This is a genomic window from Rhodanobacter sp. AS-Z3, assembly GCF_029224025.1.
GTDB lineage: Bacteria > Pseudomonadota > Gammaproteobacteria > Xanthomonadales > Rhodanobacteraceae > Rhodanobacter.
In genome coordinates this window covers 3,703,974-3,728,265 of the sequence record NZ_CP119392.1, presented here as the reverse complement: position 1 = coordinate 3,728,265, position 24,292 = coordinate 3,703,974, and the positions used below count along the sequence as shown (strand labels likewise).

Here is a 24,292-nt window from a genome sequence, read left to right as displayed (position 1 = left end):
AACGGCTGCCGCTAACGCGGAGCCTGCGCGACTTCAGGCAGCGTTCCCGGTTCCCCATGATTCCGGTAGGCAGGTGTCGCCGATGGTTGGCCATGACGCGATCACGCCGGATGCTGGTCGCGCGGGATTCGCCTTGTCAAGTGGCCTGTGAACGGGTGCGACGCTTTCCGGGTCGCCGCGCCGTGCGGGGCAATTATCCAGAGCGGGTGGCCGGCCGGCTGTAGGTAGGGGCGACGACCCCTGTCAGGGAAATCCGTCAGTGGCCAAAACGACAGAGCCCCGGTGTGGGCCGGGGCTCTGTCGTTTCATGGTGGCAAAGCCTACCAGCGGTAGGCCACCTTGCCGTAGATGTACGATCCGTTGAAGCCGAATGGCGAAAACACCGAGTAGGGGAACGTGCCGTTGTTGTCGTTGTTCAGCGCGGCAGATGCCTTGTCCGGGTAGGCGTTGAAGACGTTATCGGCCCCCACGCTGAAGGTCCAGCGGTTGACGTTGTAGTTCACCGCCAGGTCGAACAGCCATTTGCTGCCGTAAGTCTGGTCAAGCGCCGGGTTGCCGGAGTTGTAGGCGGTAAATTTGTCATAACGGGTCAGCGTGCCGGTGGTGCTCCAATTGCCTGCGCTGTAGAGCCCGTTGAGGATCAGCTTGCTGCGCGGTGTGGTGTCGGCCAGCAGGCCATATTGGTCGCGCCGGTCGATGCGCTTGAGGTTCAAGCCCAGCGAATCCAGCACCGCCGGGTTCGCCTTGACGTCGATGACCTTGTTCTTGTTGTAGTTGTAGCTCAGCGTGGTCTGCAGCGTGCCGGAGTTGCCCAGGTCGAACAGGTAGCTGGTGACCAGGTCGACGCCGCGCGTGCGGGTGTTCACCGCATTGGTGAAATAGGCGACGCTGCTGTAGTTGGTGTTGGTGATGCCGTTGTTCGCCAGGTAGGTCTGAATGGCAGCGTCGTTGATTTTCAGGTTGCTGGAGAGAGTGATGCGGTCACTCAGCGTGATCTGATAAACGTCGATGCTGACGTTGAGCGGGTCGATTGGATTCCACACCATGCCGACCGTGTAGTTGCGCGACTTCTCGGGCTTCAATGGTTGTCCGCCCAGCAACAAGCCCACTGGGCTGGTGGCACTGACCAGGCCCGCGTTGTAGATTCCCGGCACTCCGCCGGGCGCATTGCCCGGACCGAAGTAAAGCGACTGCGTGTAGGCATAGAACTGCTGCGCCAGCGACGGTGCGCGGAACCCGGTGGACGCACTTGCGCGCAGCGCAAACCGATCGGTGAAGTCGAAACGACCGGCCAGCGAGCCGGACGTGGTGGTGCCGAAGTCCGAATAGTCTTCGTGGCGTACGGCCAGCGAGGTGCCGAGGCGGTCGGTGAGGTTGGTTTCCAGGCTCAGGTATTCGGAAACGTTGTGCCTGGCGTGGGTTCCCGCGTCCGCAGGCTGGAAGCCGCCGAAGCCCTGGGCACCGCCGGATACGCCGGATGTGCCCACGTAGTACGAAGCCGGATCGCCTGCCGCGATGGCGTAGCTCTGGCGCAAGTATTCCGTGCCGAACGCCAGGGTGACTGGGTTCGGCAGCCAGCCGACCGAAAGCTCCTTGGCAATGTCGATGTCGAACGATTGCTGGCTGGCTTTGAGAATGCCGTCGTGGAAACGGGTCGGGCTGACGCCGGTGTCATTCAACAATGCCCGGTTCACGCTGTTCTGGGTGGCGTAGGAAACCCGGTTCTGGCCGTAGTTGCCGCTGATGTCCCAGCGCCAGCCACTGCCGGTCTTGCCGCGCAGACCCAGCACCATCGACTGATCGGTTGAGTCGGCGTTCTCCAACGGCAGGTAACCATCGGGATAGATGGTCGGTGCCGAATTGCCGTTGTCTACGCTGCGGAAGAACGCCGTTGATGTGCTCTTGCGATTGCCATAATGGCCGAACGCATACAGCTGCACGTCCGGCGAAAGATCGTATTGGCTGTTGAGGAACAAATTGTGGTCGCGTACCGCCGGGTCGCCGAAGCGCTGGCGCACGCCGTCCTGCGGCCGTCGACGATCCACACCGGCGCGGTTGGTGATGTTCTGGTTACCTTCCTGCAGGCTGAAGCGCAGCCAGCCCTTGTCGTTATTCAGCGGGATGCCGAAATTGGCCGAGCCCTGCCAGATCTGGCCGTCGCCGGCGGAGTACTGGCCGCCACTCAGTTCGACGCCGCCGCCGGTCGCGCCCTTTTTCAGCACCACGTTGATCACGCCAGCGATGGCGTCGGAACCGTACTGAGCCGATGCGCCGTCACGCAGCACTTCGATATGGTCAATGGCCGACATCGGAATGGTGTTGAGATCCACCGCTTGTGAGCCGCGACCTAGCACGCCGTTGGTCACGATGATGGCGCCCGGGTGCCAGCGCTTGCCGTCAACCAATACCAGTACCTGGTCCGGCGACAGGCCGCGCAGCTGCGCGGGCCGCTGCGAATCAGCCGTGTCTGCTGCCGAGGGGCGCGGGAAGGTCAGTGAAGGGATGATGCGCGCCAGCGCCGTGGACAACTCGCTGGTGCCGGTTTGCTGCAGAACCTTGGCCGATACCACATCGATCGGGGTCAGCGAGCTGCTCTCCGTGCGGTTATCGGCGCGCGTGCCGGTGACAATCACTGCGCTGAGGTCGCGTGCCTTGGCGGGCGTCGCCGTCTGGGCTTCCTGCGCGGCGACGTTGCCGGCTAGGGCCAGCAGAATGGCTGCCGGAAGGCTCGCCGAAAGGATCGGGTGAAAACGCTTGGTCATGGGACTCTCCGAATGATCGAATGTTGCGTTGCAGCAACCAAAGACTAGAGGCCTGTCGGTCTCTCGTCAATAGTTATATGGGCGTATAGACGTCCATATGCATATGCAATAGTTTGCATGTGAACTGCCGTGGGGATGTGATATCGCACGCGGTGCCCCGGACGAGGGAGTCAGTCACTGTCGATCCTTTGCAGGCTACTACTGCTTGGTCCGCATGACCATGTCACCCTTGGTACGTTGAAATTCGCCGATCCGCAACGATAATGGTGAGTTGCCGGCCCGTGTGCCTGCACGATCTTGCGGAGTCTTCATGCCCATATACGAATTTGAATGCAGCCAATGCGGTCACCGCTTCGACCACTTGCAGCGGTTGTCCGATGCCGACCCCGAGGTCTGCCCTGCGTGCGCTACGGCCAGCCTGCGTCGCCGGGTCAGTGCACCATCGTTCCGGCTGGCTGGCAGCGGCTGGTACGAGACGGATTTCAAGAAGGAAGGCGACAAGAAGCGCAACCTGGTGGACGGTGGTGGGGCGGAAGCCAAATCCACTGCCGCCGCGCCGGCCGCCGCCGCGCCGGCGCCGGCGGCTACAGCCAGTCCGGGGCCCGCCGCCAGTGGCTCAGCCGGCAGCAGCGACTGAGCGGCTGGTTGCCGTGGGCCTCATTCTGCTGGATGGGATGGCTGATAACAGCGTGAGAATGGCTTCGGGTCACCCGCAATGGCATGCTGGCGGCTCGCGAGGGCTCATGGCGGTGGTAAACTTGGCGGTCTTTTCCCCAGCCTGAAGTCGCCGCCGTGGCGACGCCGGAGTTCCAACGCATGCGCACGCATTTTTGCGGCCTCATTGATGAGTCGCTGATCGGCCAATCCGTCACCCTGTGCGGGTGGGTCAACAAGATTCGTCTGCAGGCGCATGTCGCGTTTGTCGACCTGCGTGACCATGAAGGTCTGGCGCAGGTGGTGATCGAGCGCGACAACGCTGAGGGCTTTGCGGTCGCCAACGAAATCGGCAACGAGTACTGCCTGCGTGTCACAGGTAGCGTGCGTCAGCGTATCGCAGTCAATGACAAGCTGAAGACCGGCACGGTCGAGTTGCTGGCCGAGACCGTGGAGATTCTCAACGCCGCGAAGGACCTACCGTTCGCGTTGCATGAGAACCCGAACGAAGACATGCGGATGACCTATCGCTACCTCGATCTGCGCCGCCCGGAAATGCAGGCGATGATGCGCAAGCGGATCAAGCTGGTGCAGACGCTGCGTCGTTATCTGGACGATCGCGGTTTCCAGGATATCGAAACGCCGATCCTGACCAAGGCCACGCCGGAAGGCGCCCGCGATTACCTGGTGCCCAGTCGCGTGCACCCGGGCCAGTTCTACGCACTGCCGCAGTCGCCGCAGCTGTTCAAGCAGATCCTGATGATGGCCGGCTTCGATCGCTACTATCAGATCGCTCGCTGCTTCCGTGACGAAGATCTGCGCGCGGATCGTCAGCCCGAATTCACTCAGCTCGACCTCGAGTTCGCCTTCGTCGAGGAAAAAGATGTGCAGGATTTCGTGGAGGAGTTGATCCGCCACGTGTTCCGCGAAGTGCAGGGTGTGGAGCTGGATGCCGCGTTCCCACGGATGACCTGGGCCGAGGCGATGCGTCGGTTCGGTTCGGACAAACCGGACTTGCGCATCGCGCTGGAGCTGGTCGACGTGGCCGATGCGCTCAAGCACATCGAGTTCAAGGTATTTGCCGAACCGGCCAACGATCCGGCCGGTCGCGTTGCTGCTTTGCGCGTGCCCGGTGGCAGTGCGTTGTCACGCAAGGACATCGACGTGTTGACCGAGTACGCCTCGCGCTACGGCGCGAAGGGTCTGGCCTGGCTGAAGGTCGAGGATCTGGGCAAGGGTCGCGACGGGATCAGTTCGCCGGTGGCGAAGTTCCTCGACGACGCGGCGCTGGAAGGCGTGCTGAAAGCGGTCGGCGCACAAACGGGCGACATCGTTCTGTTTGGCGCGGGCGCATGGAAAACCGTCACCGACTTCATGGGCGCGGTGCGCCTGAAGGTGGCCAAGGACCGCGGCCTCGTTGAAGACAGCTGGAAGCCGCTGTGGGTCACCGACTTCCCGATGTTCGAATACGATGCCGAAGATCAACGCTACGTGGCCCTGCACCATCCGTTCACGGCGCCGAAGATCGACGATATCGCCGACCTGAAGAGCCATGCCGCCACCGCCGTCAGCCGCGGCTATGACATGGTCTTGAACGGCAACGAGATCGGCGGCGGTTCGATCCGTATCCATCGGCCGGACATGCAGAGCGCGGTGTTCGAGCTGCTCGGCATCGGTGCTGCCGAGGCGGAAGCGAAATTTGGCTTCCTGCTCAAGGCACTGAAATTCGGCGCGCCGCCGCATGGTGGGCTGGCTTTCGGCATTGATCGTATTGCCGCATTGATGGCGGGAACTGAATCGATCCGCGACGTGATCGCGTTCCCCAAGACCACCAGCGCACAAGACTTGATGACCGACGCGCCGTCGCCGATTGGCGCACCGCAATTGAAGGAGTTGCACGTGCAGGTCGTTGGCGAAGTGGCCCGCAGCTGATCGCTCGCCTATTTTCTCTGACCGATCGGTCAACTGCCTGCGATCGCCGTAGTATCACCGTCAATGCATTTCAACGCCGCCGCGGTATTCTCCGCGTCGCTCTGGATCGGGTTCTCGTATGTCTGACCATGTGATCCTGCTGCACGGCCTGTGGATGCGTGGTTTCGCGTTGTCCATGCTGCATCGGCGGCTGATGGAAGCTGGCTTCCGCGTGCATCGATTCGACTATCTCAGCGTGGCTGGCACCGAGCAGCGCATTCTGGATCGGCTGCACGGCCGCATGGCCGGGTTGCTTGGTGAGGCAGATGCCGAGGCTGTGCATCTGGTGGGTCACAGCCTGGGCGGTCTGCTGGCCTTGCGCGCCTGCCATGACGCGACCAGCTTGCCGTCTGGTCGCATCGTCTGTCTCGGCTCACCGCTGCGTGGCAGCGCGGCGGCACGCAGTTTCGCCGCCTGGGGACGCGGCGGTGAGGTGTTGCTGGGACACAACCGCGAACTGCTGGAGCAGGGGCTTGAACGCTGGGATGGTTCGCGCGAGGTGGGCATGATCGCCGGCCGTACTTCGCTGGGGCTGGGCGCCATGCTGGGCAACTTCGACGGTGACAACGATGGCACGGTGGCGGTCGATGAAACCCGCCTGCCAGGACTTGCCGATCATTGCGTGGTTGAAACCAATCACACCGGCCTGCTGTTCTCGCCCGAAGTGGCGCGGTTGGCCGCCGAGTTCCTGCATAGCGGGCATTTCACGCCTACCCCGCGTTGAGACGCCGCACCTGGCAATCCGGCACAAACGCCGAATTCAGGTAAAATTCACCGCTTGTCCAACCGCCGTCATGCAGGAATTGTCATGGGTAGAGGTCCGTCCATCGAAGGTCGCAAGAACGCCGAAGACGCCAAACGCGCCAAGGTGTTCACCAAGCTGATCCGCGAAATCACCGTCGCGACCCGCGCCGGAGTGGCAGACCCTGGCGGCAACCCGCGGCTGCGCGCAGCGATCGACAAGGCCTTGTCGGCGAACATGACCCGCGACACCATCGATCGCGCGGTCAAGCGCGGCTCGGGCGTCGACGGCGGCGCCGACATGCAGGAGCTGCGCTACGAGGGCTACGGCCCGGCCGGTACCGCGTTGATCATTGAAAGCTTCACCGACAATCCCACCCGTACCGTGGCCGACGTGCGCTATGCGCTGGCCAAGCACGGCGGCAACCTGGGCACCTCTGGTTCGGTGGCGTTCCAGTTCACTCGTTGCGGCGAGTTGGCGTTTGCTACCGGTGGTGATGCGGCGGCCGAGGAGAAAGTGCTGGAAGCGGCGCTGGAAGCCGGCGCCGATGACGTGGTCAACGAGCATGGCGAAAGCACCGTGCTGTGCGCTCCGGAGAATTTCGAAGCCGTGCAGCAGGCCTTGATCGACGCCGGTTTGAGCGCCTTGCACGCCGGCGTGGTGATGCGTCCCAACAATCGCGTCGAAGTGCCGGAAGAAGCGCTGGAACAGCTGATGGACCTGCTTGAGAAGCTGGATTCGCTGGACGACGTCAGCGAGGTTTCGCACAACGCCTTGCTGCCGACCGAGGTTGCCGGATAAATCGAAGGCTGCGCGCCTTCGTTTTATCTGCAGTCATGACACGCATCATCGGTATCGACCCGGGCAGCCAACGCACCGGCGTGGGCATCATCGATGTGGATGACACGGGCAAGTTGGTCCACGTTTTCCATGGCGCGCTGGTCGTGGCGGGTGAGGCCACGTTCCCGTTGCGCCTCAAACGCATCTTTGACGAACTGTGTGACATCATCGCCACGCACCAGCCGGCCGAGTGCGGGATCGAGCGTGTATTCATGGCGCGCAATCCCGATTCGGCATTGAAGCTGGGCCAGGCGCGCGGCGCCGCCATTTGCGCAGTGGTCAGTCAGGGGATCGTGGTGCACGAATACGCGGCAACCGAAGTAAAGCAGTCCGTGGTCGGCAGTGGTCGCGGCGACAAGGCCCAGGTGCAGCACATGATCGGCATTCTGCTGGGCCTGAAGGGTCCGCTGCAGGCCGATGCCGCTGACGCGTTGGCGATTGCCGTCACCCATGCGCACACCCGCGCCAGCCTGGTTCGCGTCGGCATTCCGCGCACGGCGTGGAGGCGGCGCCGGTGATTGGACGTCTGCGCGGTACGTTGATCGGCAAACAGCCACCATCGCTGCTGGTCGAAGTGGGCGGCATCGGCTACGAGGTCGAGGCGCCGATGTCGACCATTTACGACTTGCCTGGCCTGGGCAAGGAAGTCATCTTGTTGATCCATCATGCAGTGAAGGAAGATGGCGTCACGCTATACGGCTTCCTGCACGAGGCCGAGCGCAGCCTGTTCCGCAACCTGCTCAAGGTCAGCGGGATCGGCGGAAAAATCGCGCTGGCCGTTTTGTCGGGTGTCTCGACCGATCACTTCGCGCGGCTGGTCCTGGCCGGTGACGTGGTGGCGTTGACCAAGATCCCCGGCATTGGCAAGAAGACCGCGGAGCGCATCGTGGTGGAATTGCGCGACCGGCTCGACGGCATGGCCGGTGTGCCTGGCATTTCGCCACAACGTGCAGGTGCGCCGCTCGACGCATCGGGCGAAGCCGCCGTGGCATTGCAACAACTGGGCTACAAGCCCGTCGAAGTCAGTCGCCTGGTACAGAAAGTAGCGGCAGACGGCGATACGGCCGAAGCCATCATCCGCAAGGCGCTGCGCGCCGCTCTGGGCAGCTAGTTCGCCAGGATTTCAATGAATACAGCAACTGACAATACAGGCCAGCCATCGGCCAATGGCGATACCGCCCATGTGCATGGCGCCAAGTCGGCGCTGATTCTCGGGGCGATTGGCGTGGTGTTCGGTGATATCGGCACCAGCCCGCTGTACACCATGCACGAGACTTTTCTGCCCGAACACGGTTTGCATCCGCAGCCGAGCACGGTGCTGGGCATCCTGTCGCTGATCACCTGGTCACTGATCATGGTGGTGGCGGTGAAATACGTCAGTCTGGTCATGCGTGCAGACAACCGTGGGGAGGGCGGCATCATGGCCTTGATGACGCTGGCCCAGCGCGCCAGCGGCAAGTCGGTGGCGATGCGTCGTGCGGTGATGTTCATGGCATTGTTGGGTGCGGCGCTGTTCTTTGGCGACGGCGTCATCACGCCGTCAATCTCGGTGCTGTCGGCAGTCGAAGGTTTGCAGGTGGCAGCGCCGGCGCTGTCGCACTGGGTGGTGCCGATCACGGTGACGGTGCTGTTGGGCCTGTTCTGGTTGCAGCGCCACGGCACCGCGAAAGTCGGCGCAATTTTCGGTCCGGTGATGGTGCTGTGGTTCCTGGCGCTGGGTGCCATTGGCGTGTGGAATATCATCCAGGCGCCAGGCGTGTTGCATGCGCTGAACCCGTGGCATGCAGTGCAGTTCTTCATGACTCACGGCAAAACCTCGATCCTGGCACTGGGTTCGGTGGTGTTGTGCGTGACCGGTGCCGAAGCGCTGTACACCGATATGGGTCACTTTGGCCGCGTGCCGATCCGCGCTGCCTGGTTTTTCTTCGTGATGCCGGCACTGCTGCTCAACTATTACGGCCAGGGCGGCTTGCTGCTGGTGCATCCGGAGGCCATCGCCAACCCGTTCTATCACTCGGTGCCGGACTGGGCGCTGTATCCGATGATTGGACTGGCCACGCTGTCCACCGTGATTGCTTCGCAGGCAGTGATCTCCGGTGCGTTCACGGTGACCCGTCAGGCGATTCAGTTGGGCTTCCTGCCGCGCATGGAAGTGGTGCATACCTCGCGCGAGGCGATCGGGCAGATCTTCCTGCCGTGGGTAAATCGCCTGCTGATGGTGGCGGTGATCGCCACCGTGGTCGGTTTCCAGTCGTCCAACGCGCTGGCCGGTGCCTACGGCATTGCGGTGACCGGCACCATGGCGATCGATACGATTCTGGTGATGATCGTGGCTCGGCGCATGTGGCAGTGGAGTCGTGTGCTGGTGATCGTGCTAGGTCTGGCACTGCTGACCATCGACCTCAGCTACTTCGGCGCCAACACGCTGAAGATCCTGCAGGGTGGCTGGTTCCCGCTGGTGCTGGGCTTGCTGATGTTCGCCGTGATGACCACCTGGCGCCGCGGCCGCGAGCTGGTGGTGCGCGAGATCAAGCAAGGTGGTCTGGCGCTGACGCCGTTCATCGAGAACATGGCAGCGCATCCGCCGTTGCGGGTGCCGGGTACGGCGGTGTTTCTTACCGCCAATCTCAACGCCGTGCCGCACGCGTTGCTGCACAACCTGAAACACAACAAGGTGCTGCACGAGCGCAACGTGCTGCTCAACGTAGGCATTCTGGAAACGCCGGTGGCTGAGGCGGACGAGCGCATGCAGCTCACTGCGCTGTCACCTGGAAGCGACGACTTTTACGCGCTTGAATTGCACTTCGGCTTCGCCGAGGACCCGAACATTCCGCAGGCATTGTCCGCGTGTTCGCGGGCAGGCCTCGCCTTCGACATGATGGATACCACGTTCTTCCTGTCCCGTGAGAGCATCGTGGCCGCGGCGCGGCGTCCGGGTATGGCGTTGTGGCGCGACAAATTGTTCGCTTTCATGTCGCGCAATGCCTTGCCGGCCACCGCGTTCTTCCAGATTCCCGGCAACCGGCTGATCGAGCTGGGCGCGCAGGTGGAGATCTGATTCGCGCAGCGAATCAGATCTCCACCGCGATCCACGGATGGATCGCACGCCGGCTTATCGCGTAGGCAATGGGTCCGTGGAGCCATGGTCGGGCGCAGCCCCACCATGGCGAGTCAAAGAAGTGCCGGAAAGCACTTCTTTGGTTGATGGATATGACGGCTCCTGCCTTTGATCTCTGCCCCACGCACGAGCACAAACCGCCATAATCCCCGCATGACCGAAGCCCGCATCATCACCGCCGCCGCCCAGCTCGACGACGAGGCGCTGGAAGCCACCATCCGCCCGAAGCGCCTGGCCGAGTATCTCGGTCAGCAAGCCGTGCGCGAGCAGTTGTCGATCTATATCGAGGCGGCGAAGAAGCGCGGTGGCGCACTGGATCACGTGCTGATCTTCGGGCCGCCGGGTCTGGGCAAGACCACGTTGAGCCATGTGATTGCGAACGAGTTGGGCGTCAACCTGCGCTCCACCTCCGGCCCGGTGCTGGAACGAGCCGGTGATCTGGCCGCACTGCTGACTAATCTCGAGGCAAACGACGTGTTGTTCGTCGACGAGATCCATCGGCTGTCGCCGGTGGTCGAGGAAGTGCTGTATCCGGCGATGGAAGACTTCCAGATCGACATCATGATCGGCGAAGGCCCGGCCGCCCGCTCGATCAAGCTCGACTTGCCACCGTTTACCCTGATCGGTGCGACCACTCGCGCCGGCATGCTCACCGCGCCGCTGCGTGACCGCTTCGGCATCGTGCAGCGACTGGAGTTCTATACCACCGACGAGCTCACCGCGATCGTGCGCCGCGCGGCGAAGATCCTCAACATCGCGTGTGCGCCGGAAGGCGCGCAGGAAATCGCCCGCCGCTCGCGCGGTACGCCGCGTATTGCGAACCGCCTGTTACGGCGCGTACGTGACTACGCCGAAGTGCGTGCCGACGGCGAGATCACGCTGGCCGTCGCGCAGGCCGCGCTGGACATGTTGAAGATCGATCCGCAGGGTTTCGACGAGCTGGACCGGCGCCTGCTCAGCTTGATCATCGAGAATTTCGACGGCGGCCCGGTGGGCGTCGAGTCGCTGGCTGCTGCGCTGAGCGAAGACCGCGGCACGCTGGAAGACGTGGTCGAGCCGTATCTGATCCAGCAGGGTTATCTGGTGCGCACAGCCCGTGGCCGCATGGTCAGCGCCAAGGGCTGGCGGCACCTGGGGCTGACGCCGCCACCGCGCCAGGCACAGGCGGCCGACCTGTTCGATGCGGGTGCCACTGATGTCTGAGCCGGCCGCGAAGCTGCCCTTCAGCTGGAAGGTCCGGGTCTACTGGGAAGACACCGATGCCGGCGGCGTGGTCTATCACGCCGGCTACCTGCGCTTCATGGAGCGCGCCCGCAGTGAGTGGATGCGCGCGCTTGGCGTGGACCAGATGGCGTACAAACAGGCGACGGGTCTGGCCTTCATGGTGCGCGACATGCACATCGACTTTCTCAAGCCAGCCCTGCTGGATGATGAACTGCTGGTAACGGTCGACGTCAAAGAACGCCGCGCTGCCAGTATCCTGTTTGCCCAGACGATCACGAAAGCGGACGGCAGTTGCCTGATCCGAGCGAGTGTGCGGGTGGCTTGCGTCGACCTTCAACGCATGCGACCGGCACCGATTCCGCCTGATCTGATTCCGTCCGACCTAATTTTGTAATCGCACCTCAAGAACAACCAAGCCGAACCGGCGGAGTACCTGCAAGCAATGAACGGTGGACTGAACATTTTCTCGCTGATCGCGGATTCGAGCCTGCCGGTGAAGCTGGTGCTGCTGGTATTGCTGGCGTTCTCCTTCATGTCGTGGGTCATCATCGTGCGCAAATATGCGCAGACGAAGGCCGCGGTGGAGAATGCCGAGGAGTTCGAGGAGCGCTTCTGGTCAGGCGGTGATCTGGCCCAGTTGTTTCGCGAGGTCAGCAACCGTCAGGGCGGCACCGGCGGTATCGAGAACATCTTCGAGTCGGGCTTTCGCGAATTCGCCCGCCAGCGCCAGCGCAAGACCCACGATACGCGCAGCGTGATCGAAGGTTCCGAGCGCGCCATGCAGGTCGCCGGCACACGCGAGATCGGCTCGCTCGAACGTAATCTGGAGTTCCTCGCCAACGTCGGTTCGATCAGCCCGTACGTCGGTCTGTTCGGTACCGTGTGGGGAATCATGGGTGCGTTCCAGGGCTTGGGCGAGATGAAGGACGTCACCATCGCCGTGGTTGCACCGCACATTTCCGAAGCACTGATCGCCACCGCGATGGGTCTGTTCGCAGCGATCCCGGCGCAATGGGCTTACAACCGCTACGCCACCAAGGTCGAACGGATCGCCTCGCGCTACGACGTATTCCAGGAAGAATTCTCCTCCGTGCTGCAGCGACAGATCCAGTCCGACGACGTCGCCTGAGCGGAGAACAGCCATGCGCAAGTCCGGGCGCCAGAAGCGCTACAAGCTCAAATCCGAAATCAACGTGGTGCCCTACATCGACGTGATGCTGGTGCTGTTGATCATCTTCATGGTCACCACGCCCATGATGAAATCCAACGTGGACGTGAACCTGCCGCAAGCAGACGCCAAGTCGCTGCAGCAGAAGAAGGACCCGGTCATTGTCAGCGTCAAGCAGGATGGTCAGCTGTTCCTGACCCTGCCGGGTGCGGAAAAGGAACTGCTCGACGCGGCCGCGCTGCAAGCCAAGGTTGGCACGTTCGTGCGCACCAATCCGGACGTCAATGTGCTGGTGGCTGGCGACGATCAGGGTCATTACGGTGGCGTGGTCGAAGTGCTGGCTGAGCTGCAGCAGGCGGGTGTGTCCAAGGTCGGCCTGATGGCCCAGCCGGTGCAGGGCAAGAGCACGTCCAATGGACGAAAGTAAGGCGACGCCGAAGGCGGTCGTACTTTCCGCCATCCTTCATGTCGGTATCGTGGGGTTTCTGTTCCTCGCCGTGCTGCCGTGTTCGAGCTACGAGAATTTCTTCAACGCGCTGCATCTGCCAGCGTGGATGAACCCGATTACCTGTGCCAAACCGCTGGAACTGCAGGGGCCGATCATCGAGGCGACCCTCATCGGACGCACCGGCAGCCCGCCGCCGAAGGCGGTGAAGGCCAAGCCCGTACCCAACTCCACGCCGCCACCGCCGACCGTGACGCCGCCAACCCCGCCACCGCCGGTGACGCCGCCGGTAAGCGAGTTGCCGCCGCCGCCCAAGCAGGTTGACATCAAGGATCAGGAGCGCGTGGTCGAGGATGCGGCCAAGAAGGCGGAAGACGCCAAGCAGTTGCAGGAAGAGAAGCAACGTCAGCGTCAGTCTGAGCTGGATGCCCAGGCAGCCAAGAAGAAAGCCGAGGAAAAGAAGAAGATCGACGCCTTGTTCGCCAAGATGGACGCGGCCTCGGCCCAGACCAAGCAACTGGATAACAAGGCGAAACAAGCCAAGCAACAGATGGAAGACCTGAAAAATGCCAAGGACGATGGTCTGCCGGACCAGCCTCCGGCGGACCAGCGCCAGACCGGCAACAACAGCCAGAACAGCAATCTTGCGGATGAATACGCGGCAGCCATTCAGAATGCGGTCACACCCAACTGGTTAAGGCCGGATAACATAGCGGCACTTCCGTGTCAGGTTCATATCGTGCAATCGCCTGGTGGCGACGTGATGAGCGCGACCGTTGACTCCAGTTGTCCGTACGACGACGCAGGCCGACGGTCGGTAGAAAACGCGGTGTTGCGTACCAAGACCTTGCCGTACAAGGGTTTTGAAAGCGTGTTCCAGCGCAACCTCACTTTCACATTCAGGCCGCAATGATCAAGCCCATGCGCAAATTCAGCTCCAGCTTCGCCCTCATGCTGCTGGCCGCCGTGGCCTTGTTTGCAGGTCCCGCTGCCGCCCAGTCGCTGAATGTCGACATCGTCGGTGGCGTCAAGACCGCCACGCCGATCGTGGTGGTGCCGTTTGCCCAGGCCGGCGGCATGCCGTTGTCGACCGATGTTGCCGACGTGATGCGCAATGATTTCAACCGCTCCGGCAAGTTCCGCTCGATGGCCAAAAGCGACATCGTGGAGTTCCCGTCCAGGGGCGCCGACATCAAGTTCCCGACCTGGCGCCTGCTGAAGCAGGATTACATCGTGGTCGGCAACATCAAGGACGCCGGCAACGGCATGGTCCAGGTCGAGTACGAGCTGTGGGACGTCAACAAGCAGCAGAGTCTGTTGCATCAGCAGATGCCGCCGGCACCCGCCGGTGATCTGCGTAGCGTGGCGCACCAGATCGCGGACCTGATCTACGAAAAAATCACCGGAGTTCGCGGTGCGTTCTGGACTCGTATTGCCTACATCACGGCTGTTGGATTAGGCAACAACACGACCTATTCGCTGATCGTGGCCGATTCGGACGGCTTCAATCCACAGGTGGTGGCTCGTTCGCGCGAATCGCTGCTGTCGCCGGCGTGGTCGCCGGATGGCAAGAAGCTGGCCTACGTTTCGTTCGAAAGCGGCAATTCGAACATCTACGTGCAGGACATCACCACCGGCTCGCGCCAGTTGGTCGAGTCGCATCCACGCGGCATCAATGGCGCGCCCGCGTGGTCGCCGGATGGCAAGAAGCTGGCCGTGGCCTTGTCCTACGTCGGCAATCTCGAATTGTTCGTGCTGGACCTGGCCACGCGTCAGGAAACCCGCCTGACCAACAGCCTGTCGATCGACACCGAGCCAGTCTGGTCCGCCGACGGCCAGAGCATCTATTTCACCTCCGATCGCTCCGGTCGACCACAGATCTATCAGGTTGCAGCCAGCGGCGGAACGCCACAGCGGATCACCTTCCAAGGCCAGAACAACGCGAATGCGTCGGTCAGCTACGACGGCAAGCAGATCGCGATGGTGCAGGGCAATGGGAACGTGTATCGTATCGTCATCATGGATCGCAGCTTGGGTGACCAGGTGCGACCTATCTCGCCGGGCCCGATCGATGAGTCCCCGAGTTTTGCCCCGAATGCCAGCATGTTGCTCTATGCCGCTACCGAAGGACGTCGCGGCGTGTTGTATGCAGTTTCGGCCGATGGTCAGGTTCGCCAGCGCCTCCTACTTTCTGACGGCGATGTGCGCGAACCTTCCTGGGGGCCGTATCGGCAACGATGATTTCTGAGGCTGCTGCACGCAAGTGCGGCAGTCTCATGCCCAAGGATTGGGCCCGAACAGCGCCTGCAAGGCGCGTTTCGGTTTCCGGTGACGGCGCTTTTCGCGTCGAAAGCCAGTGAGGGCGATGACGCAGCGTCACGCGACATCGATCTTTCAAGTGTGAAAATAACAGCCGGTCAACCGGCGTTCGTTGCCCCGTAATGCCATTCTCATTGTTTGTCGGAACTCAACTCGTTAAGGAACATCACCATGAATAAGACCGTTCGCGTCGCCCTGGTTGCCCTGCTTTGCGTAGGCGCGGCCGCTTGCTCCAAGAAGCAGGAAGTCAAGCCGCAGCCGATGCCGGAGCAGACCGCTCCCGTGCAGGCGCCCGTCTCTGACGGCAAGTACACCCCTGCCGATCTCGATACCGATGCCTGCCTGCGTCAGCGCGTCGTGTACTTCGATTTCGACAAGACCGAAATCAAGCCGGAATTCCAGCAGATCATGGCGTGCCACGCCAAGTACCTGCAGGATCGCCCGATGTCGCACATGCGTCTGGAAGGCAACACCGACGAGCGCGGCACCCGCGAGTACAACTTGGGCCTCGGCGAGCGTCGTGGCAATGCTGTGTCCAGCGCGCTGCAGGCCAACGGTGGCCAGGCCAGCCAGGTGGAAGTGATCAGCTACGGCAAGGAAAAGCCGGTTTGCCGTGAGCACAACGAGGATTGCTGGAGCAAGAATCGTCGCGTCGAGATCGTCTACACGGCGCAGTAATGATGAAGCGACTGGCTAAGAGCTTTGCAGCCAGGATCGGCACGGCGGTCGCGATTGCGTCCGCCGTGCTGTTCGCGTTCCCGGCATTTGCGCAGGATTCCCGATTGAGCCTCGCCGATCGTGTCGCGCGGCTGGAACAGCAGGCACAGAACAAGGACCAGACCGGTACCGGCATGGTCAATCAGATGCAGCAGTTGCAGGCACAAGTGCAGCAGTTGCAGGGACAAGTCGAGGAGCTGCAGCACCAGCTGCAGACACTAGAAGACAAGAACAAGGCCCAATACACCGACCTCGACGCCCGTCTGGGCCGTATCGAGTCGGGTGGCGCTGGTGCCTCGGCCGGTAACGCCGCTCCGCAGGCCGCGCAAGCTGTCAATCCACCGCCAGTGGCTACCAGCACGCCGGTTCCTGCCGCCGCCAGCAATTCGGCGGCGACCAAGGCACCGACTGCTCCGGGCAACACTGCTGCGGCAGCCGATCCCGCCGCGGCCCAGGCTGCGTACGATGTGGCATTCAAGTCGATCCGCAGCGGCAATTACGTGGAAGCGTCACGCGAGTTCCGCAGTTTCATCCAGCAATACCCAACGCATGCGTTGGCGCCGAACGCCTGGTATTGGCTGGGCGAGTCGTATTACGCCACCACCAATTATTCGGTGGCGCTGGAATCGTTCCAGCAGTTGCTCAGCCAATTTCCGCAAAGCGACAAGGCGCCTGACGCGTTACTCAAAGTGGGCTACAGCCAGCTTGAGTTGAACAAGAATGCCGAAGCCAAGGCCACGCTTACCCAGGTGACCAGCAAGTACCCGGGTTCCAAGGCGGCAAGTCTGGCCAAGGAACGTCTGCAGCGCCTGCAGCTGCAGTCGGGCAACTGAGCGTTCGTTGATGAGCGGCAATGACGGGCAACAGGCGCCCGCAACGCCTGCTGCGACCTCCGCCGAGCGGCTCCGCATCACCGAGATCTTCCACTCGATTCAGGGCGAGGCCGATGCAATCGGTTGGCGCACGGTATTCGTTCGGCTCACCGGCTGCCCATTGCGATGCGTCTGGTGCGATACCGAATACTCCTTCTATGGCGGCAACTGGCACGACATCGACGAGATCATCGCCGAAGTCGCTACCCATGGTGCGCGACATGTCTGCGTAACCGGCGGTGAGCCGCTGGCACAGAAGCGCTGCCTGATCCTGCTGCAGCGCTTGTGCGATGCCGGCTATGAGGTGTCGCTGGAAACCTCCGGTGCGCTGGATGTTGCGGCGGTCGATCCGCGCGTGCGCAAGGTGATGGATCTGAAGGCGCCCGGTTCGGGCGAGAGCAAGCGCAACCTGTGGTCGAACCTCGATCACCTGCTGCCGCATGACCAGATCAAGATCGTCATCGCCAGTCGCGAAGATTACGAATGGGCCTGCGCCAGGCTAGCTGAGCACAAGCTGGCGGATCGTTGCATGGTGTTGTTCTCGCCAGTGCATGGGGCGGTCGAGCCGCGTGCACTAGCGGAGTGGATCATCGCCGACAAGCTGGACGTGCGGTTTCAGCTGCAGCTGCACAAGCTGCTGTGGGATGACGCTGCCGGAAAATGAGGCGAGCAGTGCGTGGGGCGAAATGAGCAACAAGTAACGGCACGCTGCCTCCGCTTGTTTCTCGCTTCTTTCCACTCACTTCTGTTTGATACGCGCCGGCCTGTGTTGTCGGTGGCGTTTGCGGCCGGTGACCGGTCACTCTTCAGTGGAAATACTTCATGTCTCAAATTCCTTTGCGCAAAGCCGTTGTGCTGGTTTCCGGTGGTATGGACTCGGCCGTGGTCATCGCGCTCGCGCGTGAGCAGGGCTATCAGGTGCACGCGCTGAGCGTGTCGTATGGGCAGCGCCATCATTCCGAGCTGGCGGCTTCTGACCGGGTGTCCAGGATGCTGGGCGCGGCTGAACACAAGACGGTAAGCATCGACCTGCGCAGTATCGGCGGCTCGGCACTCACCGCCGACATCGACGTGCCGCTCGATACGGCGGACAGCAACGCCATTCCGGTCACCTACGTGCCGGCGCGTAACACGATCATGCTGTCGATTGCACTGGGCTGGGCCGAGGTGCTGGGTTCCAGTGACATCTGGTGCGGCGTCAACGCGGTTGATTATTCCGGCTACCCGGATTGCCGCCCGGCCTTCATTGAGGCGTTCGAGCAACTGGCCAACCTGGCCACCAAGGCGGGTGTGGAAGGTGCCGGCATCCGCGTGCATGCGCCGTTGATGCGCATGAGCAAGGCAGATATTGCGCGTGAAGGGCAGCGTCTGGGCGTGGACTTTTCCGCCACGGTCAGTTGCTATAAAGCAGACGACGATGGGCGGGCCTGTGGCCATTGCGATGCCTGCCGCCTGCGCGCGCAGGGTTTCCGCGAGGCGGGTTTGGTTGATCCTACGCGCTATCGGTGATCGGCTTGCTTGTGCGGTTGCCGCACAGTCCGTAAAATGGGCGGCTTGAGTTTTGAAAAGACGGGTCGTTAGCTCAGTTGGTAGAGCACTGGACTTTTAATCCATTGGTCCCGGGTTCGAATCCCGGACGACCCACCAGTTTCAAGGCGCCCGCAAGGGCGCTTTTTTTTGTCGTGCGCTGATGCTCCCACCGGTGGCCACGCGTCGTCGCCATGCGATCAAGGCTGTGGCGGCGCTTTAGTGGTCATGGCCATGCCGTTGCCGCCATCGCCGCGTGATGCGCTCGATCAACAACGGCAGCAGGGCGAGCAGGGCAATCGCTCCCAGTGGCAGCAGAATCTCGCGATGCATCAGCAGGCCCAGGCCGATGCTGTCGCTCTGGCTCATGGCATCATCCAGGCCGGCGCCGATCGAGGTTTCGAAGATCAGCGAGACGGTGCCACCCAACCAGCTGGCGCCGAGAAACAGCCACAGCGGACAGCGCAGCCAGGCGAGTGCGACGGTGACAGCCCCAAACGGGACTACCGGAATGAAACGCAGGAAGAGCGTGTAGCTGATCGGGTGTTTCTCGAAGCCGTGGTGAAGTCGCGCCACGAGGGCCGGCGGTTGGCGGCTTCCGGGACCGAATGCGTAGCGACTGGCGAGAAACAGGATCAGCGATCCCAAGGTCAGGCCGATCGACGAGTACAGCGTGGCATCGAAGACGCCGAAGGCAAAGCCGCCCGCCATGATCACCATGAAGGTGCCGGGGATGCCGGTAGCCACGGTGAGTGTCAGCAGGCCCATGAACGCGAGTCGACTCAACCACGGATGCTCGCCGATCTGCGCGTGCAGACTGGCCTGGTTAGCCAGCAGCTGGTGCGGAGTGAGCTGGTCCAAGGAACCGGAAGCAAACAGCACGATGCCGGCAAGCACCAGCAGCGCCAGCGGTAACGTGGCGCGCCAACGACTCAATACGATGTGCCACTGGCGCCGTAGGTGGCGAGTACTTCGCGGGCCTGGTCGCGCAGGATGTCACGGCGCACGACGATGTTGCGGCGGTTGAGTTCGCCGATCCAGTCTGCCGGCAGCGGGCCTTCGTCGAAATCGGTCAATTCCTCGACATCCTCTGCGCGGGCGCCGATCAGCAATTCATCAATGCCCGCCCACACGCTGGCGCCATAGCACTGGCAGCAGGGCTGCGAACTGGTCGCCAATACGTAATGGCCGCCGTCCTCGTTCAAGCGATGCCGGCTCAGCCGTTGCTGCGCGATCATGATGACCATCATTTCCGCATGCGCCACCGAACAGCTCTGTGGCACCACGCGATTGACGCCCACGGCGACCAGCCGCCCACTGTGGCTGTTGAACACGGCCGCACCGAAAGGTCCGCCACCACCACGTTCCACGTTCTGCTTCGACAACTCGACGGCCAGGCCGACGCGTTCCTCGTCGCTCTGGTAACGCTTGTTGGTATCGGCCACGTCACCGATCCACGGCGGCAGGGTCAAATGAATTTGCAGGGGCAGCATGGTGTCCTCCGTTACTGGCCGGCGGCCTTGGCCCACACGTCACGCAAGGTCACGGTGCGGTTGAAAACCGGGGCTTCGGCGCGATGGTCGACGCGGTCGGCGACGAAGTAGCCCAGCCGCTCGAACTGGAAACGCTGCTCGGGTTCGACGTGCGCGGCGGCTGGCTCCAGCCACGCCCGCACCACGCGCTTCGCATCGGGGTTGATATAGTCGAGCCAAGTTTTGCCGTCTTCCTCGTGGTCCGGCGCGGGCACGCTGAACTGACGATCGTAGAGGCGCACTTCGGTGGCTATCGCATGTTTTGCGCTGACCCAATGGATCGTGCCCTTCACCTTGCGATCGGCGCCGGGCAAACCGTGACGGGTTTCCGGATCAAGCGTGGCGTGCAGCTCGGTCACGTTGCCGTCGGCATCCTTGATGATGTCGGTGCACTTCACGATGCCGACGCCGCGCAAGCGTACTTCGCCCTCGGGTTTCAGGCGATGGAAGCCTTTTGGCGGCACTTCGGCGAAATCGTCGCGCTCGATCCACACTTCGCGAGCGAACGGTACGTCGCGCGTGCCAAAGCTTTCGTCTTTCGGGTGATTGGGGAAGCTCAGCGTTTCGTCGTGATCTTCAGGCAGGTTGGTCAGCACCAGCTTGAGCGGATCGAGCACCGCCATGCGCCGCGCGGCGGTGGCATCCAGGTCTTCGCGGATGCAGCCTTCCAGCACGGCGTAGTCGATCACGCTGTTCTGCTTGCTCACGCCCAGACGCTCGATCAACAGGCGCAATCCGGCGGGCGTAAAGCCACGTCGCCGCAGTCCGCGCAGCGTGTTCATGCGCGGGTCGTCCCAGCCGTCCACGTAGTTTTCGCTGACCAGCTGGGCCAGCTTGCGCTTGCTGGTGATGCAATAGCTGAGGTTCAAGCGCGAGAATTCGATCTGGCGCGGCTTGGCCGGCTGCGTGGGCAGCCCGGCGTCGAGCAGCGACTGCCACAGTTCCGGATGGTTCGGCAGGTCGACCTTGTCGACGAACCAGTCATACAGCGGCCGGTGGTCCTCGAACTCCAGCGTGCACAGCGAATGGGTGATGCCTTCCAGCGCATCGGAAAGGCAATGCGCGTAGTCGTACATCGGATAGATCGGCCAGGCATCGCCGGTGTTCTGGTGGGCGATCTTGCGCACCCGGTAGATCGCCGGGTCGCGCATGTTGATATTGCCCGCGCTCATGTCGATCTTCGCGCGCAGCGTCTTGCTGCCATCGGCGAACTCGCCGGCGCGCATGCGCGCGAACAGGTCGAGATTCTCCTCCACCGAGCGCTCGCGATATGGCGAGTGGCGACCGGCTTCGGTCAGCGTGCCGCGATAGGCGCGCATCTGTTCGGCGTCGAGATCGTCAACGTAGGCCACGCCATCGCTGATCAACTTGCAGGCGGAACGATAGAACACTTCGAAATAATCCGAGGCATGGCGCAGCTCGTGCCATTCGAAGCCGAGCCAGCGCACGTCGTCCTTGATACCCTCGGCGAACTCGGGGTTTTCCTTGCCCGGATTGGTGTCGTCCAGGCGCAGGTTGCACCAGCCGCCGAATTCCCTTGCGATGCCGAAGCTCAGGCAGATCGCCTTGGCGTGACCGATGTGCAGGTAGCCGTTTGGCTCGGGCGGGAACCGGGTGTGGATCGCCGTGTGCTTGCCCGAGGCGAGGTCGTCACGCACGATCTGCCGGATGAAATCCTGGGGCACCGTGGCCGGCGGCTGGGCGGGTGCGGCGGCTGGCTGATCGTTCGACATCGGACGGTGGCTCATGCAGAAGGGTGGAAACACGCAAGTTTACCTTGTCACCGGCATCGGGAGCAGGCCGGGCCGACTTGCCCCGCGCTGCCATGCGGGTTAGCGTGCAAGCCATGCATACCGCTTATCGCGCTGAAAACCTGTTTGATGCCCATCTGGTCAAGGATGCGTTGGAGGCTGGTGGCATCCCGGCGTTCATTGCCGGTGAGTACCTGACCGGCGCGATCGGCCAACTGCCGGCGATGGACTACATCGCGGTGATGGTGCCGGAGGCGGCCTTGGTCGACGCCCATGCCATCGTGGCCGAGCTCGAGGCGCAGCTGGCCGAAGCGCGCCAGGTGATGCGGGACGACGAGTTGCCTGGCGAGCCGGTGCCATGCTGATCCATCGGTTCGGTATGGCTTGCTGAGGTCGCTGTATGCATGAACTCGCTGCGTTGATCCGCGCTGTCGCCGATTTTCCGCGTGCCGGCGTGGTGTTCCGCGACGTGACTCCGTTGCTGGCCGATGCAACCGGCTTTGCCCGCTGCATCGACGCCTTGGCAGAGCCCTGGCAGGGCCAAGGCGTGCAGGCCGTGTGTGGCATCGAGGCGCGCGGTTTCATTTTTGGCGCCGCGCTGGCGCAGAAACTTCATGCCGGCTTCGTGCCGTTGCGCAAGCCTGGCAAGTTGCCGCCACCGGTGATCGCGGCGGACTATCAACTTGAATACGGTGTGGATCGGCTGGAGATTCAGCGCGATGCCATCCGTGCGGGCGAGCGTGTGCTGCTGGTCGATGATGTGCTGGCTACCGGCGGCACCCTCGGCGCGGCGCGGGCGTTGGTCAAGCAACTGGAGGCCGAGTTGCTGGGAGCCAGTGTGGTGATCGAATTGGTCGGCCTGGGAGGGCGTGATCGCTGGCCTTCCGAAACGCCGTTGCAAAGCCTGTTGCGCTACTGACAGCTCAGTTCGGCACGATGGTGACACCTTCCACATAAATCAGTTCGCAGGCGCCGCCACCGGTGTCGTCGCGGGTCATCGATGTGTTCCAGTGCCAGCCGTCGGGACGCGTCGCGTCGACCAGGAAGCCCTCGATGTGCACGACCTGTCCCTGGCGCACATCTTCCAGTTGGCGCTTCACATTGTCATCGGCGGGAATCATGTGCATGTTGGCGCTTGAGGTTTCGATTTCGCGGCGCGGTATCGGGAAATCCTTGACGTGCCAATAATAGAAACGACCGGACTGGCTGATGTCGATGCTTGCCAGCACGTCACTGTCGGACATGCGTCCCCAGCCCATCGCAAGGTCAACGGGTACCACGTCGCCATAGCTGGAACTTGAATAGTCCTTGCGCGAAAGCACGCGCGCGGTGATGTCGAAATGGGCGCGTGTGGTCAGGGTGACGTCGCCCCGTTGCAGCAGCGAGCCATGGCTCAGGTTGACCTGTTCGGGAACGTCTGCGGCGAGCACCCCTGGACCGGTCTGCACGGCGCTGTGTTGCCGATGCGAAAAGACCAACACCAGCGTCAGCAACAGCGCGGCAGCGATCAGCAGTTTGCGCATCGTCACGTTGGCTCTCCGGGGCAGCGAAACTGGGGCTGTTGTTGATGATCAGCGCGCCTCATGGTGCTGTCCAGCATGCGCATGGTCAGCGCTTGGCTGACTTCTTCGCTGATGCCATCGGCGTAGCGGCAGTATGCGCATCGAGTACGTCGGGGGGCAGTTCGCGAAGTACCTCGGCAAGACGTTTCAGGAAAGCATGCATCGCCGAACTCTTGCGCCAGACCATCGCAATGCGCCGACTTGGCGGTGTGCCCTTGAATTCGATCAGGTGCAAGTTCTCCACCGCGGCTACCGGTGGCTTCACGGCGGTCACTGGCAGCAGCGTGATGCCGACGTTCGCCGCCACCATCTGGCGCAAGGTCTCCAGGCTGGTGGCGCGAAAGCCCGAATGTTCGCCCGCGCCGGCCAGGTGGCAGACCTCCAGCGCCTGATCGCGCAGGCAATGACCGTCTTCCAGCAACAGCAGGTTCTGGTTGGACAGATCAGACAACTTCAACTGGCTCTGCTTGTGCGCCAGCGGGTGCGCTTCGGACACGGCCAGCAGAAAGGGTTCTTCGAACAGAAATTCATGATGCAGGCTGTCTTCGTGCAACGGCAGCGCGAGGATGCCGGCGTCCAGCTTGCCTTCGTGCAACAGGCGCAGCACGGTCTCGCTTTTTTCCTCGACCAGCAGCAACTCCAGTCGCGGGAATGCCTTGCGCACCAGCGGCAACACATGCGGCAGTAGATATGGGCCAAGCGTCGGGAAGATGCCCAGCCGCACCGTGCCGGATTCGGGATCGAGCGTGCGCCGGGCCACGCCGCGAATCTGCTCAATTTCGTTGAGCACACTGCGCGCGCGGGCGGCAATGTCGCGACCGACCTCGGTCAGCAGCACCTTGCGTGGCGTGCGCTCGACCAGCGGCACGCCGAGTTCGTCTTCCAGCTTTTTGATCTGTGTCGACAGGGTGGGCTGGCTGACAAAACAGGCGTTCGCTGCGTGACCAAAGTGGCGATGTTCGGCCAAGGCGACCAGGTATTGAAGATCACGCAGATTCATGGCGGTGTTCCGATGTGGCAATAGACAAAAACTATGATTTGAGATGGTAACAATCAATTGGAGCAATGCAAATGTAGCGGCTAAGCTT

25 protein-coding genes and 1 tRNA gene are annotated in these 24,292 nt (G+C 62.4%); 20 read left to right on the top strand and 6 right to left on the bottom strand.

The genetic code is table 11. The features are described 5' to 3' along the window. Positions 1-320: 320 nt before the first annotated feature. On the bottom strand, positions 321-2,762 hold the full coding sequence (locus PY254_RS16660) for a TonB-dependent receptor plug domain-containing protein (protein WP_281013173.1): 2,442 nt from the start codon (positions 2,760-2,762) through the stop codon (positions 321-323). Positions 2,763-3,072: 310 nt separating this feature from the next. On the opposite strand from PY254_RS16660, the gene PY254_RS16655 reads away from it, so the two are divergent. The 18 genes from PY254_RS16655 to PY254_RS16570 all read left to right on the top strand — a co-directional run bounded on the left by PY254_RS16655 (position 3,073) and on the right by PY254_RS16570 (position 18,479). Beyond that, entirely contained in the window at positions 3,073-3,399 is a 327-nt protein-coding gene (locus PY254_RS16655; RefSeq protein WP_281013172.1) for an FmdB family zinc ribbon protein, read from the top strand. Positions 3,400-3,578: 179 nt separating this feature from the next. Further along, entirely contained in the window at positions 3,579-5,348 is a 1,770-nt protein-coding gene (gene aspS / locus PY254_RS16650) for an aspartate--tRNA ligase (RefSeq protein ID WP_281013171.1), read from the top strand. Positions 5,349-5,466: 118 nt separating this feature from the next. Beyond that, positions 5,467-6,111 (top strand): esterase/lipase family protein, encoded by a 645-nt coding sequence (locus PY254_RS16645; RefSeq protein WP_281013169.1) that lies wholly within the window; start codon positions 5,467-5,469, stop codon positions 6,109-6,111. 84 nt (positions 6,112-6,195) lie between these two features. Further along, positions 6,196-6,930, top strand: coding sequence for a YebC/PmpR family DNA-binding transcriptional regulator (locus PY254_RS16640; RefSeq protein WP_281013168.1), 735 nt, complete (start codon positions 6,196-6,198; stop codon positions 6,928-6,930). A gap of 35 nt (positions 6,931-6,965) precedes the next feature. Next, complete coding sequence (gene ruvC, locus PY254_RS16635; RefSeq protein ID WP_281013167.1) at positions 6,966-7,487, top strand: crossover junction endodeoxyribonuclease RuvC; 522 nt, start codon at positions 6,966-6,968, stop codon at positions 7,485-7,487. Continuing rightward, positions 7,484-8,080 carry a Holliday junction branch migration protein RuvA gene (gene ruvA, locus PY254_RS16630; RefSeq protein WP_281013166.1) on the top strand — a complete coding sequence of 199 codons (597 nt, stop codon included), beginning with the start codon at positions 7,484-7,486 and terminating at the stop codon, positions 8,078-8,080. The genes ruvC and ruvA overlap by 4 nt, the downstream gene beginning before the upstream one ends. Positions 8,081-8,095: 15 nt before the next feature. Then, complete coding sequence (locus PY254_RS16625; RefSeq protein ID WP_281013165.1) at positions 8,096-10,027, top strand: potassium transporter Kup; 1,932 nt, start codon at positions 8,096-8,098, stop codon at positions 10,025-10,027. A gap of 213 nt (positions 10,028-10,240) precedes the next feature. Further along, positions 10,241-11,290: a Holliday junction branch migration DNA helicase RuvB gene (gene ruvB / locus PY254_RS16620; protein ID WP_281013164.1), complete on the top strand. Its 1,050-nt coding sequence runs from the start codon at positions 10,241-10,243 to the stop codon at positions 11,288-11,290. Then, positions 11,283-11,705, top strand: coding sequence for a tol-pal system-associated acyl-CoA thioesterase (ybgC, locus tag PY254_RS16615; protein ID WP_281013163.1), 423 nt, complete (start codon positions 11,283-11,285; stop codon positions 11,703-11,705). Before ruvB ends, ybgC begins: the two co-directional genes overlap by 8 nt. A 48-nt stretch (positions 11,706-11,753) precedes the next feature. Then, positions 11,754-12,440 (top strand): protein TolQ, encoded by a 687-nt coding sequence (gene tolQ, locus PY254_RS16610; RefSeq protein WP_281013162.1) that lies wholly within the window; start codon positions 11,754-11,756, stop codon positions 12,438-12,440. A gap of 13 nt (positions 12,441-12,453) precedes the next feature. Beyond that, on the top strand, positions 12,454-12,906 hold the full coding sequence (gene tolR, locus PY254_RS16605) for a protein TolR (protein ID WP_281013161.1): 453 nt from the start codon (positions 12,454-12,456) through the stop codon (positions 12,904-12,906). After that, on the top strand, positions 12,893-13,837 hold the full coding sequence (tolA, locus tag PY254_RS16600) for a cell envelope integrity protein TolA (protein WP_281013160.1): 945 nt from the start codon (positions 12,893-12,895) through the stop codon (positions 13,835-13,837). The genes tolR and tolA overlap by 14 nt, the downstream gene beginning before the upstream one ends. Further along, positions 13,834-15,165, top strand: coding sequence for a Tol-Pal system beta propeller repeat protein TolB (gene tolB, locus PY254_RS16595; RefSeq protein WP_281013159.1), 1,332 nt, complete (start codon positions 13,834-13,836; stop codon positions 15,163-15,165). The genes tolA and tolB overlap by 4 nt, the downstream gene beginning before the upstream one ends. A gap of 249 nt (positions 15,166-15,414) precedes the next feature. Beyond that, positions 15,415-15,921: a peptidoglycan-associated lipoprotein Pal gene (gene pal / locus PY254_RS16590; protein ID WP_281013158.1), complete on the top strand. Its 507-nt coding sequence runs from the start codon at positions 15,415-15,417 to the stop codon at positions 15,919-15,921. Then, on the top strand, positions 15,921-16,793 hold the full coding sequence (ybgF, locus tag PY254_RS16585; protein ID WP_281013157.1) for a tol-pal system protein YbgF: 873 nt from the start codon (positions 15,921-15,923) through the stop codon (positions 16,791-16,793). The genes pal and ybgF overlap by 1 nt, the downstream gene beginning before the upstream one ends. Positions 16,794-16,803: 10 nt before the next feature. After that, the gene (queE, locus tag PY254_RS16580) at positions 16,804-17,496 is read left to right on the top strand and encodes a 7-carboxy-7-deazaguanine synthase QueE (protein ID WP_281013156.1); all 693 of its coding nucleotides are present in this window, start codon (positions 16,804-16,806) and stop codon (positions 17,494-17,496) included. A gap of 158 nt (positions 17,497-17,654) precedes the next feature. Further along, positions 17,655-18,341: a 7-cyano-7-deazaguanine synthase QueC gene (gene queC, locus PY254_RS16575; protein ID WP_281013155.1), complete on the top strand. Its 687-nt coding sequence runs from the start codon at positions 17,655-17,657 to the stop codon at positions 18,339-18,341. A 62-nt stretch (positions 18,342-18,403) separates the two neighbouring features. Further along, positions 18,404-18,479, top strand: a tRNA-Lys gene (locus PY254_RS16570). A 99-nt stretch (positions 18,480-18,578) separates the two neighbouring features. Here the strand turns inward: PY254_RS16570 and PY254_RS16565 are convergent. Genes PY254_RS16565 through PY254_RS16555 form a run of 3 tightly spaced genes read right to left on the bottom strand, consistent with a single transcriptional unit; the run spans position 18,579 to position 21,624 of the window. Beyond that, on the bottom strand, positions 18,579-19,295 hold the full coding sequence (locus PY254_RS16565) for a TVP38/TMEM64 family protein (protein WP_281013153.1): 717 nt from the start codon (positions 19,293-19,295) through the stop codon (positions 18,579-18,581). After that, entirely contained in the window at positions 19,292-19,852 is a 561-nt protein-coding gene (locus PY254_RS16560; protein WP_281013152.1) for a nucleoside deaminase, read from the bottom strand. Before PY254_RS16560 ends, PY254_RS16565 begins: the two co-directional genes overlap by 4 nt. A gap of 11 nt (positions 19,853-19,863) precedes the next feature. Next, entirely contained in the window at positions 19,864-21,624 is a 1,761-nt protein-coding gene (locus tag PY254_RS16555) for a glutamine--tRNA ligase/YqeY domain fusion protein (RefSeq protein WP_281013151.1), read from the bottom strand. A gap of 113 nt (positions 21,625-21,737) precedes the next feature. Between PY254_RS16555 and PY254_RS16550 the strand changes: the two genes are divergently transcribed. Beyond that, the gene (locus PY254_RS16550; RefSeq protein WP_281013150.1) at positions 21,738-22,007 is read left to right on the top strand and encodes a putative signal transducing protein; all 270 of its coding nucleotides are present in this window, start codon (positions 21,738-21,740) and stop codon (positions 22,005-22,007) included. Positions 22,008-22,042: 35 nt separating this feature from the next. Continuing rightward, positions 22,043-22,561, top strand: a complete 519-nt coding sequence (locus PY254_RS16545) for an adenine phosphoribosyltransferase (protein WP_281013149.1) — start codon at positions 22,043-22,045, stop codon at positions 22,559-22,561. 4 nt (positions 22,562-22,565) lie between these two features. Here the strand turns inward: PY254_RS16545 and PY254_RS16540 are convergent, their stop codons facing one another. Both PY254_RS16540 and PY254_RS16535 read right to left on the bottom strand, forming a co-directional pair. Continuing rightward, the gene (locus PY254_RS16540) at positions 22,566-23,165 is read right to left on the bottom strand and encodes a hypothetical protein (RefSeq protein WP_281015257.1); all 600 of its coding nucleotides are present in this window, start codon (positions 23,163-23,165) and stop codon (positions 22,566-22,568) included. An 85-nt stretch (positions 23,166-23,250) separates the two neighbouring features. Further along, complete coding sequence (locus tag PY254_RS16535; RefSeq protein ID WP_281013148.1) at positions 23,251-24,204, bottom strand: LysR substrate-binding domain-containing protein; 954 nt, start codon at positions 24,202-24,204, stop codon at positions 23,251-23,253. Positions 24,205-24,292 lie beyond the last annotated feature (88 nt).

Bases quoted from the DNA above. Each gene is read 5' to 3' on its own strand.
- PY254_RS16550 (WP_281013150.1), top strand. From the start codon at position 21,738: ATGCATACCGCTTATCGCGCTGAAAACCTGTTTGATGCCCATCTGGTC.
- PY254_RS16660 (WP_281013173.1), bottom strand. From the start codon at position 2,762: ATGACCAAGCGTTTTCACCCGATCCTTTCGGCGAGCCTTCCGGCAGCC.
- PY254_RS16555 (WP_281013151.1), bottom strand. From the start codon at position 21,624: ATGTCGAACGATCAGCCAGCCGCCGCACCCGCCCAGCCGCCGGCCACG.
- ruvC (WP_281013167.1), top strand. From the start codon at position 6,966: ATGACACGCATCATCGGTATCGACCCGGGCAGCCAACGCACCGGCGTG.
- PY254_RS16535 (WP_281013148.1), bottom strand. From the start codon at position 24,204: ATGAATCTGCGTGATCTTCAATACCTGGTCGCCTTGGCCGAACATCGC.
- PY254_RS16645 (WP_281013169.1), top strand. From the start codon at position 5,467: ATGTCTGACCATGTGATCCTGCTGCACGGCCTGTGGATGCGTGGTTTC.
- queC (WP_281013155.1), top strand. From the start codon at position 17,655: ATGTCTCAAATTCCTTTGCGCAAAGCCGTTGTGCTGGTTTCCGGTGGT.
- PY254_RS16540 (WP_281015257.1), bottom strand. From the start codon at position 23,165: ATGCGCAAACTGCTGATCGCTGCCGCGCTGTTGCTGACGCTGGTGTTG.
- tolB (WP_281013159.1), top strand. From the start codon at position 13,834: ATGATCAAGCCCATGCGCAAATTCAGCTCCAGCTTCGCCCTCATGCTG.
- ruvB (WP_281013164.1), top strand. From the start codon at position 10,241: ATGACCGAAGCCCGCATCATCACCGCCGCCGCCCAGCTCGACGACGAG.
- PY254_RS16640 (WP_281013168.1), top strand. From the start codon at position 6,196: ATGGGTAGAGGTCCGTCCATCGAAGGTCGCAAGAACGCCGAAGACGCC.
- tolQ (WP_281013162.1), top strand. From the start codon at position 11,754: ATGAACGGTGGACTGAACATTTTCTCGCTGATCGCGGATTCGAGCCTG.
- PY254_RS16655 (WP_281013172.1), top strand. From the start codon at position 3,073: ATGCCCATATACGAATTTGAATGCAGCCAATGCGGTCACCGCTTCGAC.
- PY254_RS16545 (WP_281013149.1), top strand. From the start codon at position 22,043: ATGCATGAACTCGCTGCGTTGATCCGCGCTGTCGCCGATTTTCCGCGT.
- ybgF (WP_281013157.1), top strand. From the start codon at position 15,921: ATGATGAAGCGACTGGCTAAGAGCTTTGCAGCCAGGATCGGCACGGCG.
- tolA (WP_281013160.1), top strand. From the start codon at position 12,893: ATGGACGAAAGTAAGGCGACGCCGAAGGCGGTCGTACTTTCCGCCATC.
- pal (WP_281013158.1), top strand. From the start codon at position 15,415: ATGAATAAGACCGTTCGCGTCGCCCTGGTTGCCCTGCTTTGCGTAGGC.
- PY254_RS16560 (WP_281013152.1), bottom strand. From the start codon at position 19,852: ATGCTGCCCCTGCAAATTCATTTGACCCTGCCGCCGTGGATCGGTGAC.
- queE (WP_281013156.1), top strand. From the start codon at position 16,804: ATGAGCGGCAATGACGGGCAACAGGCGCCCGCAACGCCTGCTGCGACC.
- PY254_RS16625 (WP_281013165.1), top strand. From the start codon at position 8,096: ATGAATACAGCAACTGACAATACAGGCCAGCCATCGGCCAATGGCGAT.
- aspS (WP_281013171.1), top strand. From the start codon at position 3,579: ATGCGCACGCATTTTTGCGGCCTCATTGATGAGTCGCTGATCGGCCAA.
- tolR (WP_281013161.1), top strand. From the start codon at position 12,454: ATGCGCAAGTCCGGGCGCCAGAAGCGCTACAAGCTCAAATCCGAAATC.
- ybgC (WP_281013163.1), top strand. From the start codon at position 11,283: ATGTCTGAGCCGGCCGCGAAGCTGCCCTTCAGCTGGAAGGTCCGGGTC.